Source organism: Glutamicibacter uratoxydans (assembly GCF_006539925.1).
Classification (GTDB): domain Bacteria; phylum Actinomycetota; class Actinomycetes; order Actinomycetales; family Micrococcaceae; genus Glutamicibacter; species Glutamicibacter uratoxydans.
Genome location: NZ_BJNY01000036.1, coordinates 1 through 12316, shown reverse-complemented (window position 1 = coordinate 12316; position 12316 = coordinate 1). Strand labels below are relative to the sequence as shown.

Below are 12316 nucleotides of genomic sequence, written 5' to 3'. Positions count from 1 at the left end.
CGCCGGTGCGTGCGTTGAAGCCCTCGTTTGCCGGGGACTCCGCCACCTTGGAAGCAACTACAGCACCGTCGAAGCCGGCGTTGGTAGCGATCCAGAACAGAGGCTGAACCAGTGCGCGGCGGACGATTGCAATACCTGCAGCTACGTCGCCTTCAGCGCCGGTAGCGCGGGAGTCCTCATCCAGGGCGGCCAGGGCGTCAACCAGTGCGGTACCGCCGCCGGCAACAATGCCCTCTTCAAGCGCTGCACGGGTGGAGGACACAGCGTCCTCGATGCGGTGCTTGCGCTCCTTGAGCTCAACCTCGGTCGAAGCGCCGACCTTGATGACGCCGATGCCGCCGGCCAGCTTTGCAAGACGCTCGGAGAGCTTCTCGCGGTCCCACTCCGAATCGGTGCGGTTCAGCTCGGCCTTCAGCTGGGAAACGCGGTCCTGGACATCTTCCTCGGTGCCAGCGCCATCAACGATGGTGGTGGAATCCTTGGTGATGGTCACGCGGCGAGCGGTGCCGAGCACCTCGGTGCCCACCAGGTCCAGGGACAGGCCCAGCTCAGGGGAAACAACCTGCGCGCCGGTAAGGATCGCGATGTCCTGCATCATTGCCTTGCGGCGGTCGCCGAAGCCTGGAGCCTTGACGGCAACTACGGACAGCAGGCCGCGCAGCTTGTTGACCACCAGGGTCGACAGGGCTTCGCCCTCGACGTCCTCGGCGATGATCAGCAGCGGCTTCTTGGCCTCCAGGACCTTTTCCAGCAGCGGCAGGAATTCTGCCACGGTGGAGATCTTGCCTGGGTTGATCAAGATGAGCGCATCTTCCAGGACAACTTCCTGGCGGTCTGCGTCGGTGATGAACTGCGGCGAAAGGTAGCCCTTGTCGAACTGCATGCCCTCGGTGAGGACCAGTTCGGTGGCGGTGGTGGAGGATTCTTCAATGGTGATGACACCGTCGGTGCCAACGGTCTTGAAGGCCTCTGCCAGCAGGTCGCCGATTTCTTCGGACTGTGCGGAGATCGCTGCTACGTTGGCAACCTTGTCTTCCACTGCCACTGCGTTGACGGCCAGGCGTTCGGAGACGATGTCGGCGGCCAGTTCGATGCCCTTGCGGACATCTCCTGGAGCGGCGCCGGCGGCCACGTTCTTCAGGCCTTCCTTGACCAGTGCCTGAGCCAGGACGGTAGCGGTGGTGGTGCCATCGCCTGCAACGTCGTTGGTCTTGGTGGCAACTTCCTTGGCCAGCTGGGCGCCGAGGTTTTCGTATGGATCTTCCAGATCGATGTCACGGGCAATGGTGACACCGTCGTTGGTGATGGTCGGGGCTCCCCAGGTCTTGGCGAGCACCACGTTGCGGCCGCGTGGGCCGAGGGTGACCTTCACAGTGTTTGCGAGCTTATCAATGCCCGCTTCAAGGGCGCGGCGTGCGTCCTCGTTGAATGCTAGCTGCTTAGCCATGCATTTACTCCTGAAAAGTTGTAAAGGAAGGCGTTACTTGACGACGATTGCCAGAACGTCGCGAGCCGAGAGCACCAGGTACTCTTCGTTGCCGACCTTAACTTCGGTTCCACCGTACTTCGAGTACAGAACTACGTCGCCTTCAGCCACGTCCAGTGGAACGCGGTTGCCGTTGTCGTCTACGCGGCCTGGGCCTACTGCAACAACGGTGCCTTCCTGTGGCTTCTCCTTGGCCGAGTCTGGGATGACCAGACCGGAAGCGGTGGTGGTGACGGCTTCGACCTGCTTGATGACAATGCGGTCTTCGAGCGGCTTGATGGAGACAGACATGGTCTCTCCTTTTCAGTGTATGAACCAATGGTGTAGGGGTGCGCCCTACTGGCATTGGACCAACCGTCGTCGCGGTGCCAGTTGGTGGTATCCAGTCAGGCGGTAGTTGATGGTCTACATCTTTCTTAGAAATCTGTAGAGTACAACGTCCACTGATGACTTTAGGACGATCATTAGCACTCGGTCAAGGCGAGTGCTAACGAACAGACTACTTCCCGCCACCGGTTCACTCAGAGCGCAGATCCACTCCCCAAGACATAGCCCAAGACTCTTTTAACGCAGCACATCCCCGCCAGGAAAACTGTGTCGTTTTCCCTGCGGGGATGCGCCAGATGACTTGCGACGCCTCATTGAGGCAGCCGAGCCAGCTTTAGCCGTTGGCCTTCAGTTCATCGCAGCTGCGCTTGGTGCGGACTTCTGCAGATTCCTCGATGTCATCCGGGGCCGACAGGTCCATCTCGGTCAGCTTCACTACCTTGGACTTGGTGACCAGTCGGTGCACCAGCCACAGGCCAAGGAAGATTGGCAGGCCGATGTAAGCGGAGAGCACTTCCATTCCTCGGCCGGCGAGCACTGCCTCATAGTTCTGGCCTGCAATAACCAGAATCAACATCACGAAGGCAACGATTGGGCCCAATGGGAAGAATGGGGCGCGGTACGGCAGATCCTTCACGCTGTATCCCTGCGCGAGGTATCCCTTGCGGAACCTGTAGTGCGAGATGGCGATGCCAACCCAGACAATGAAGCCGCACAAGCCGGAGACATTCAGCAGCCAGGCGTAAGCCGCACCCTGGCCCACCAAGGCGGTCAGGAAGCCGAACAGGCCGATTGCTGCGGTTGCCAGCAGCGCAGCCATTGGCACGCCGCGGCGGTTGACGCGGCCGAAGATCTTTGGAGCCTTGCCGTCGTGCGCCATGGAGTAGAGCATGCGGGTCGAAGCGTAGAGTCCCGAGTTGCCTGCGGAGAGGATCGCGGTCAGAATGACTGCGTTCATTGCGGCGGCGGCGAAGGCAATTCCTGCACGCTCAAAGACCAGGGTGAACGGCGAGGAAGCCACGTCGGCTTCGCCGCTGGAGAGCAGGCTTGGATCGGTGAACGGCAGCAGGCAGCCGATGACGAAGATTGCACCGATATAGAAGATCATGATGCGCCAGAAGACCGAACGAATAGCCTTTGGCACTTCGCGGCGAGGATCCTTTGCCTCGCCGGCCGCAACGCCAACGAGTTCGGTTCCCTGGAAGGAGAAGCCGGCGATCATGAAGACCGAAATGATGGATACGAATCCGCCATGGAATACATCGTCGCCGATCTTCCAATTGGCTAGAGGGTCAGTGTGGTCTCCGAGAATTCCGAAGATCATCAACAGGCCGGCGATGATGAAGGCGACGACGGTGACGACCTTGATCAGTGCGAGCCAGAATTCGCCTTCGCCGAATGCCTTGGCCGAGAGGGCGTTCAACCCGGTCAGCAAGGCAAGGAATCCGCCAGCCCAGATCCACCCTGGAACATCGGGCAACCAGAAGCTCATAACGATGCCCGCGGCAACCAGCTCCGCGGCCACGGTAATGGCCCAGTTGAACCAGTAGTTCCAGCCGATGGCAAAGCCAAAGGATGGGGAGACAAAGCGAGTAGCGAAGGTTTGGAAGGAACCTGCCACTGGGATCTTGGCTGTCATTTCGCCGAGCGACTGCATCAGCAAGTAGACCATAAGGCCTACCGCGGCATAGGCAACGAGCGCTCCCCCGGGACCCGCTTGGGCAATGGTGCCGCCGGAGGCGACGAATAGACCAGTGCCAATGGAACCGCCGATGGCGATCATTTGGAGGTGGCGGCTGCTTAGCCCGCGCTTGAGCTTGTGCTCTGAGGCATCGGCACTGACAGATACAGAGTCAGTTGAGGCGCCTGACTTCTCTTGCGAAGACTCCAAGGTCTTCTCGCTTTGATTCATCACATGTGAAATGAAACACCAAGAAATGGCCCTTTGGCGACAAGTTGCATCGAATGAGCGACAAGTGGTTCAGCCGATTTCCTGCGCCACTTGAAGCCGCTCTGCGGCTCTCGGAAAAATGAAGCGGAGAACTTTACGGCACGGCTTCGCGCTAAAAACGTTGAACGAACCCAAGACGTGACAAGGGTTACGCTTTCCTATCTCATTTACTTCCATGGAAAAGTTTTCCTTACGCACATGACGCCTGCGGTTTGGCGACCCAACGCTCACATTTCCTCATGAACTGCTTCACATCTTCATTCGAGCATTAGCGCAAATCGCGAAAGAAAATTCTTAAAGACGCCAATGTGACGCGTTTGTGACGCGTAGTTTATCTTCCTAACGAAAGTTCAACCGCGACTCGATCATAGCTACTGCATAAATTTTCGGAGCGGGCACCAATCACGCCAACAACTCTTTCAAACCCCGTGGCGCAGGACACCGGGCTGCTCGGAAGATCCGAACATTAACACCGCTAGGCTTGAACTATGGCTCAGGCTTCTAACGATTCAACGCTCAATGAACAATTTGCTGCACTCCTCTCTGCCGAAGGCTGGAGTTTGCTGTCAACTATCGACCCGTCGATGGTTGCTACTAAAGATGCGGCTTGGTCATTGAATGAAAAACTTCGCCGCGAGGGCCACGATGCCCAGGTAGTGCGTGCTGTGATGGCACAAGCGGAGCTTCGCTACCGCGCACGCGTGAAGTTCGGCCCCTTTGCCGACTCGCTGGTCTTTACTCCGGCAGGCCTGGAGCAGGCGACGCGGCTGACGATCGCCGGCTTGCACGCACGCCGCTTCGCCAATGCAGGTTGCACCCATGTAGCCGATCTGGGCTGCGGCATCGGCACCGATTCCATCGCATTGGCCAGTGCCGGGCTGAAGGTCACCGCGGTAGAGATGGATGAGACTACCGCTGCTGCGACAACCTTGAACCTGATGCCATTTGAAAACGCCACCGTCATTCACGGCAGCGCCCAAGATGCAGACCTAACGGAAATCGATGGCGTCTGGCTGGACCCTGCCCGGCGCACCGACGTCAAGGGCAGCACTCGACGCCTCTTTGACCCTGAAGCTTTCTCCCCTCCCCTCTCGTTCGTCGAGCAGCTTGTAGATTCAGGCATGGACGTTGGCGTAAAGCTCGGCCCAGGAATGCCACATGAGGCCATCCCCGAGACGGCAGAAGCCGTGTGGATTTCAGACCACGGCTCTGTCATCGAAGCCTGCCTCTGGTTTGGCCGGCTGAAGCGTGAAAACATTGCCCGAGCAGCGCTGGTCATCGACAAGGACGGCGCCCACGAACTCACCAGTCCAGTCACCGTTACAGCTGACGCAGCGGCCCCAGTCGGCGAGCTCGAAGAGCACATCTATGAGCCAGATGGCGCAGTCATCCGGTCCCATCTGATTTCAACCTTGCTGGAATCAACCGGCGGACACCTGCTTGACGAGCACATTGCCTACTTCACTCATAAAGATAAGTTCTCAACCCCCTTCGCCAAGGGCTACAGGGTCATTGCCGTTCACGACTACAACGTCAAAAAACTGCGCAGCTGGGTCAAGGCCAACGGCATTGGCACCCTGGACATCAAAAAACGAGGCGTCGACGTGACCCCCGAAGAACTGCGCCGCATCCTTCTGGCAGGCACGCCTAAGAGCGCAAAGAACAAGGCAACTCTGATCCTCGCCCGCATTGGCGACAAGCGTGTAGCGTTCGAAGTCGAACCGCACTAATTCGATACGTCATATGACGCGGTTTCGACTGACTTTGTGCCGTCGAAGTGGGAAACTCGTACCACCAAATACAATGGTTACGGCCATTCTCCGTACGTTTACGGGGCTTGCTGATTATCGTTCATCACGGTTCAGGCTCTGCTTGGATCGACTACGCAGTTAAAGGAGTCCCGTGCAGAAGATCGAATTCGCCGACTCGCCCCAGTCCACTATCGGTGTTGAATGGGAAATCGCGCTAGTCGATCAGGAAACTGCGGATCTCTGTTCAATTGCGGAACAGGTGCTGGGACAGCTCAAAGATAATGCCGGCATTCCCCGCCACGAGGAACACCCGACCATCAAGCCGGAACTGCTGATGAATACCGTTGAAATTGTCACCGGTGTCCATAAGACCGTTTCGAGCGCAGCCGAGGAGCTTCGGGCCAATGTGCGCACACTCAGCGAGGTCACCACTCCCCTGGGTGTTGATCTCTATTGCGCTGGTTCGCACCCCTTCGCGGCCCCGACTTCCCAGCCGGTGACCGATAAAGAGCGCTACGCCAACTTGATTGACCGCACTCAGTGGTGGGGACGCCAGATGGTGATCTACGGCGTACATGTCCACGTAGGTTTGGACGACCGGGAAAAGGCACTGCCAATTACCGACGGCCTAATCAACTACCAGCCGCATTTCCAGGCGCTCAGTGCTTCCAGCCCCTACTGGGGCGCCGAAGACACCGGTTATGCTTCGCAGCGCTCTCTGATGTTCCAGCAGTTGCCGACTGCCGGCATTCCCTTCCACTTTGACACTTGGTCGCAGTACGAGTCCTATGTTGCCGACATGCTGTACACCGGCGTGATCGATGACATTTCCGAGATCCGCTGGGACGTACGCCCGGTAGCCCGCTTGGGCACCGTTGAAATGCGCATCTGCGACGGCATGAGCTCTCTGGAAGACATCAGTGCAGTGACGGCGCTGACCCAGTGCTTGGTACATGACATGTCGTTGGCTTTGGAAGCAGGAAACAAGATTCCAGTCATGCCTGACTGGTACCGCGTGGAGAACAAATGGCGCGCCGCCCGCTACGGACTTGATGCCATCATCATTCTGAATGCCCAGGGCGATGAAATGCTGGTAACCGACCACCTTCGCAGTGAAGTGAAGCGGCTGACCCCTATTGCCGAGCAGCTCGGCTGCGCGGATGAACTTCAAGGCATCATTCGATTGATTGAGCGTGGCGCCGAGTACCAGCTGCAGCGACGTGCCTTTGAGGCTTCAGAAGGCGACTACCGAGCTATCGTTCGCGACAACGTATCCCGGATGAATGCGGTGTAGGCCGCCCGTGGCTGCGCCTGTCTAAGGACGAAAATAGAGACGGTCTAGAACTTCACGCGCCCGCGGCATCGAACTCTCGAAGCGAAATCGTCGAGGGTATCCAGAACTTCCGGTGCTTGCCATAGTCTGTTTCTCGAACCAGAATTTGCCCTGGTGAGAATCTGGAGCTCTTCGAGTTGTTCAATGGCATTAGTCGCAGCTACAACACTCGCGTTTAGTTCTTTGGCGACAAATGCTGTCGAGACCACAGGCTGTTGAAGCAGTAAATCAGGCATTTTCTGGGCGGTGGATCCAGCGCGGAATCGGTGGTGGCTATTCCAATTCGAACGCACTTGGGCCAGCTGTTCCACAAGCCAGCGGCCTGAAGTCACCGCTTCGAATGAGGCCTCTGCCAAGCGGATAATAATCGGCTCACTCTCACCTTTTCGGTAGGCAGTCAGCGCGTCAAAATAATTGTCGACGGATGACAACAGTCCCGCAGATATTGGCGTCGTCGCATTTCGAACGAGGCCGGAACTTTTCAAAACAGAATGAATGAGTGCGCGCCCAGTTCTACCATTGGCATCGGGAAACGGGTGGATCGTTTCGAACTGGGCATGCGCCAGCGCCGCCATGATCAGAACCGGCAGATCCGTTCGTGCTATGAATTGCACCAAATCATTCATCAATGCGTCAACGCGTTCATGATGCGGCGGCACAAAGTGGGCTCGATGAGGCGACTGGGCTCCTCCGCCAATCCATACTTGTTGTTGCCGCCAATGTCCCGTAAGCCGAGGATCTGAGTCCTCCATCAGAATCCTGTGCATCTCAATTATTGGCTCAGGACCCAACTCAGCCGATAGATCCATAGCAGCGCTCATGGCATGAACGTTCGCGACAACCAAGTACGCGTTCCCTGGCTTTGAAGGTCCAAGCTCAGCCAAAGCCAGCTGTTTTGACGATGCTGTGATCTGTTCAATTTCGGAACTCGAAGCACTCTCAGAACGCAAGAGAATTGACGACATGTGCATCGGCGTTGAGCCCAATTGGGTATCAAACCGGGCTAGTTCGCGGCTCGCATCATCGACCAAGGCCAAGACTTCGCTGGAGATCTTAGGCGTTGCCAGTGCAATTATTCCCGGTACAGCGGCTCTGTAAGGGCCCCTTGCCGCCATTCGAGCTCTACGAGATAGCGAAGCGTCAAAATTTGATATCCATGGACGCTCTTCATACTCCACCGACGGCCATGCCTCTACTTGCATCAAGGTCCGCAATGCAAGTAACCGCGAAATTGCACAACACGTCTTCCACTCAACGTCCACCAGATTAGCCCGTCCAAGATCACTGCAACGAGATCGGTGAGGTATTCCGACATCGGAACACGAAAATGGCCACCCGAAGGCGGCCATTACTTTCGCTATTACTTGTGGGAAAGAACGATCTGCGTCACCGGCTGCGACGAGTCAGTAGCAAAATCCAGCCCCGACGGCTCTGCGCCGTCGGCAACCAATTGGGCACCCAGTGCGGCCACCATTCCGCCGTTGTCTGTGCACAGCGAGAACGGTGGAACAACCAAAGCGATACCCGCCGAAGCGCAGCGTGCCGCCAGCAGCTCGCGCAGGCGAGTATTCGCAGCAACTCCCCCGCCGAGCAGCAGGGTGGTCAGTCCCTGTTCCTGCATAGCGCGAACTGCCTTGGAGGTAATGACATCCACGACGGCTTCCTGGAATGAGGCAGCGATATCAGCAACTGGGATTGGCTCACCGTTGGCTTCGAAGTGCTCCACGCAGCGCGCCACAGCCGTCTTCAACCCGGAGAAGGAGAAGTTGTTGCGGTGCTTGCCTGGGTTTTCGGCCGACCCGACAAACTTCGGCAGGGTAAGTCCCCGCGGGAACCGGAAAGCCTTCTTGTCCCCGTCCTGGGCAGCCTTGTCGATAGCAGGGCCGCCCGGATAGCCGAGCCCCAGCAGTCGGGCAGTCTTGTCATAGGCTTCGCCGGCTGCATCATCAATCGTCGAGCCAAGCAGCTGTACGTCATTGGTCAGCGAGGTGACCTTCAGGATTTCGGTATGGCCGCCGGACACCAACAGCGCGCCGAAAGTTGGAGGAAGCATGGTGCCTTCCAGCACTCCTACGCCCACGTGCGCCACGAGGTGGTTGATCCCGTAGAGCGGCTTGCCCGTCGCCAAGGCCAGGGCCTTCGCAGCGGAGACGCCGACCATCAGCGCACCGGCCAGGCCCGGGCCACTGGTTACTGCAATGGCGTCGATATCGTCTAGGGTCAGCTCGGCGGTGTCGAGCGCCGACTGCAGGGTCGGCACGAAGGCTTCAAGATGCGCACGCGCCGCAATCTCAGGAATCACGCCGCCGAAGCGGACATGCTCGTCCATGGAGCTGGAGACGGCGTTGGCCAGCAGCTTGGTGCCGCGGACGATTCCCACGCCGGTCTCGTCGCAGGAAGATTCGATGCCGAGGACTACCGGTTCCTTGATGGTGCTCACGCGTTTGTTTCCTTCTCCAGCTGCAGTCTCATGATCAGTGCGTCGATGCCGCCCTTGTAGTAGCGCGGGCGGCGGTGGATGGTAGTGAAGCCCAACGACTCATACAGGTTGATCGCTGTGGGGTTGTCGAAGCGCACTTCCAGCATCACGTCCAATGCCTTCAGCTCCCGTGCGGTGTCGATCAGAAGATTCATCATCTTCCGGCCAAGGCCCTGCCCCTGATATTCGGGCGAGATCGCGATGGTCTGCACATCGCTGATGGGCAGGACGGTGCACAGCCCGGCGTAGCCGATCACTCGGCCCTCGTCTTCATAAACCCAGTACTTGCGGGTATCGGCCTGAGCCAGTTCAGATTCAAAGCCGGCTAGGGGCCATGCATCTTCTGGGAACAGCTCGGTTTCCAGCTGATGGACAGCAGGAATGTCTCCGGCTGTCATCGCGCGCAATTCAACGCTCATGCCTTCGCTGCCTTCTCAGAGGTTTTCTTCATGAAGGCAGGAACCTGGGCGTCGGACTCGCGAAGGTACTGCGGCGCTGTATTGGACAGGTCCTTGCCGGCAGCCAAGTCCTTGAAACCATGCTCTGCGAGGTTCGCTGCATCGGCAATCCAGTCAAAGGACTCGGCCACCGGCTGGGCGCCGATTTCCTTCAGCGCTTCGTCGTAGATCCCAGCACCCACGCCGTACACCGGCAGGGCTGGAAGCGCAGAAGCGGCGGCAACGTGTGGGCCGTCGAGCAAGGTGCCCTGGGCATCGTAGCGCGCCCAGTAGAGCTCCTTGCGGCGAGCGTCCGCTGCCACCACGAATTCAGCAGGAACTGCATCCTGGTCCAGCACCCGCTCGGCGAGCGCGTGCAGGGACATGACGCCGTGCACCGGGACGTTCCAGACAAAGCTGAAGGTGCGGGCAGCTACCAGACCTACGCGCAGGCCGGTGAAGGGACCTGGGCCGACGCCGACGAAGATGCCAGCCAGATCCGGACCGTTCTGGTTGTTCTCTGCCAGCAGGTCGCGGACGTAGCTTGCCAGGGTTTCGGTCTGGTCATTGCCCTTGGGCGAGGTGCGCAGGTCGATGACGGTGCCGGTCTCTGCGTCGAGCAATGCCACCGAGGCATGGGCAGAGGTGTCGATGGATAGGTAGTTAGGCATGTGCTTCTCCGGTAGCTCGGCATGCAGCAGCGCCGACTTCAATTCCTCGAAAGCCTGCTCGTCCCAACGCGGGCCGATGGCCTTGAGCGTGAAGAGGCGGGGCTCGTCGATTTCTGTTTCGGATTCTTCCCAGGGGTTCTCAGGCTGATCTACGGTCCCGGCCAGCGCCTCGCGGTCGAGGATGAGTTCAAGCCGCGAGTCGGTCAGGTGTTCAACCTTGCCCAGCCCCCACTCCACCACGGTGACCGATTCGGCCAAGGTGGATTCAAGATCCAGCGTGTCCACGTCATTCTGGTCCTTGAGCCGGTAGGCATCCACGTGGATCAGCCCCGGCCCGTCCACCAGCGACGGGTGCTGGCGGGCCAGGACGAAGGTCGGGGAGATGATTCCTTCGCGTACCTTTAGTCCCAGCCCCAGCGATTGGGTCAAAGTGGTCTTGCCTGCGCCCAGCGCCCCGGTGAGGATCAGCAGGTCCCCAGCCTGCAGCTTGGCGCCGAGCGCCTCGCCAAGTGCTTCGGTGGCGGTGAGGTCATTGAGCTGGCAGGAGAATTCCTTGGCTGCTTCACTCACCGGCTTCGCCCCAGCTACCTTCGACGTAGAAGCGCGGAACGCGCGGCGAGATGCGGGTGACGACCTCATAGTTGATGGTGCCTGCAGCGTGGGCCCAGGTGTTCACCGACTGTCCGCCTTCGCCGAAGATGATGGCTTCCTTGCCGATGAAGTCCTCCGGGTTCACCTCTGGCCCCAGGTCGATGACGCACTGGTCCATGGCGATGCGGCCGCGGACCGGGTAGGTCTTGCCGTTGACGGTGACAGGTCCCCCGGTGGCGACGCGCGGCAGTCCGTCGGCGTAGCCCATGGGGATCAGGCCTAGGTAGGTTTCTTCGCTGGTGCGGTAGTTCAGGCCGTAGGAGACGCCCTGGCCTGCGGGAACCTTCTTGACGTTGGCGACGCGGGTGATCAGCTTCATCGCCGGGCGCAGCGCGAACTTGTCGGGTGCTTCGTCTTCAAAAGGGCTCAGCCCGTAGAGGCCGAGTCCCAGGCGCACCATGTCGTGGTGCGAGTCCGGGCGGGAGAGGATGCCTGGGGTGTTGGCGATGTGCCGTACTTCCAGATCGAAGCCGGCTGCTTCAATCAGTTCAATGGCCTGCTCGAACACTGCCAGCTGTTCATCGGTTTCCGGGCGTTCCGGCTCGTCGGCCACCGCCAGGTGGGAGAAGATGCCCACCACGCGCAGCAGGCCTGCTTCCTGGTACTCGTTGGCGCGCTGCAGCTGGCCTGGCAGGTCTGCCATGGTGGAGCCGTTGCGGCCCAGCCCGGTATCCACCTTGATGTGGATGCGTGCCGGGGTTTCCACTCGCTGCGCGGCTTGCGCAATGGCGTCCAGGTCCCAGCCGGAGACGCCAAGGTCGATGCCGGCCAGGATGGCTTCATCGAAGGGGGTGTCTTCTGTGTGCAGCCATGCGAGCATTGCCGAGTCGATGCCCGCCTTGCGCAGGGCCAGCGCCTCGGTGACGTGAGCGCAGCCGATCCAGGTTGCGCCGGCCTGCAGTGCGGCATTGGCCACCTGCAGCGCTCCGTGCCCGTAGCCGTCTGCCTTGACGACTGCCATGACTGCTGAGGGGGCGACGAGGTCTGCAACTTGCTTGACGTTATTGCGGATGGCTGACAGGTCGATCACCGCGCGGCGTTCCCACTTCGGCGAGGTGGTCACGGTTAGCTGGGCGGTTTCGGTGCTTTGCTCAAGTGCTTCGGAGTTCACCTATCCATCTTCCCACTTTTGCCAAGCGCATGCCCGGAAGCTGACTGCGCACTGGAACACAGTGTTGTGCGGCTTAAAAGTTGGAGGCGGGGATAGCAGCCGTTGGACGACTGCTATCC

10 protein-coding genes are annotated in these 12316 nt (G+C 59.3%); 2 read left to right on the top strand and 8 right to left on the bottom strand.

Annotation, left to right across the window (positions count from 1 at the left end):
- The 3 genes from groL to AUR04nite_RS17575 form a co-directional block, all read right to left on the bottom strand.
- Positions 1 to 1447, bottom strand: a 1447-nt coding sequence (gene groL, locus AUR04nite_RS17585; RefSeq protein ID WP_141367573.1) for a chaperonin GroEL, incomplete at its 3' end; no start/stop codon positions are given.
- Positions 1448 to 1480: 33 nt separating this feature from the next.
- The gene (groES, locus tag AUR04nite_RS17580) at positions 1481 to 1777 is read right to left on the bottom strand and encodes a co-chaperone GroES (protein ID WP_141367571.1); all 297 of its coding nucleotides are present in this window, start codon (positions 1775 to 1777) and stop codon (positions 1481 to 1483) included.
- A gap of 370 nt (positions 1778 to 2147) precedes the next feature.
- Positions 2148 to 3725, bottom strand: coding sequence for an amino acid permease (locus tag AUR04nite_RS17575; protein ID WP_141367589.1), 1578 nt, complete (start codon positions 3723 to 3725; stop codon positions 2148 to 2150).
- Positions 3726 to 4252: 527 nt separating this feature from the next.
- On the opposite strand from AUR04nite_RS17575, the gene AUR04nite_RS17570 reads away from it, so the two are divergent.
- Positions 4253 to 5494: a THUMP-like domain-containing protein gene (locus AUR04nite_RS17570; protein WP_141367569.1), complete on the top strand. Its 1242-nt coding sequence runs from the start codon at positions 4253 to 4255 to the stop codon at positions 5492 to 5494.
- A 172-nt stretch (positions 5495 to 5666) separates the two neighbouring features.
- Complete coding sequence (locus AUR04nite_RS17565) at positions 5667 to 6809, top strand: glutamate--cysteine ligase (protein WP_141367567.1); 1143 nt, start codon at positions 5667 to 5669, stop codon at positions 6807 to 6809.
- Between the two features lie 44 nt (positions 6810 to 6853).
- Here the strand turns inward: AUR04nite_RS17565 and AUR04nite_RS17560 are convergent, their stop codons facing one another.
- The 5 genes from AUR04nite_RS17560 to alr all read right to left on the bottom strand — a co-directional run bounded on the left by AUR04nite_RS17560 (position 6854) and on the right by alr (position 12197).
- Positions 6854 to 7885: a Fic family protein gene (locus tag AUR04nite_RS17560; protein WP_246055597.1), complete on the bottom strand. Its 1032-nt coding sequence runs from the start codon at positions 7883 to 7885 to the stop codon at positions 6854 to 6856.
- Between the two features lie 323 nt (positions 7886 to 8208).
- A complete protein-coding gene (tsaD, locus tag AUR04nite_RS17555; protein WP_246055596.1) occupies positions 8209 to 9288 on the bottom strand; it encodes a tRNA (adenosine(37)-N6)-threonylcarbamoyltransferase complex transferase subunit TsaD in 1080 nt (359 codons plus the stop codon).
- Complete coding sequence (rimI, locus tag AUR04nite_RS17550) at positions 9285 to 9746, bottom strand: ribosomal protein S18-alanine N-acetyltransferase (protein WP_141367564.1); 462 nt, start codon at positions 9744 to 9746, stop codon at positions 9285 to 9287. Before rimI ends, tsaD begins: the two co-directional genes overlap by 4 nt.
- Positions 9743 to 11005, bottom strand: coding sequence for a tRNA (adenosine(37)-N6)-threonylcarbamoyltransferase complex dimerization subunit type 1 TsaB (tsaB, locus tag AUR04nite_RS18485; protein ID WP_307723239.1), 1263 nt, complete (start codon positions 11003 to 11005; stop codon positions 9743 to 9745). The genes rimI and tsaB overlap by 4 nt, the downstream gene beginning before the upstream one ends.
- Positions 10998 to 12197: an alanine racemase gene (gene alr / locus AUR04nite_RS17535; protein ID WP_141367562.1), complete on the bottom strand. Its 1200-nt coding sequence runs from the start codon at positions 12195 to 12197 to the stop codon at positions 10998 to 11000. The genes tsaB and alr overlap by 8 nt, the downstream gene beginning before the upstream one ends.
- Positions 12198 to 12316 lie beyond the last annotated feature (119 nt).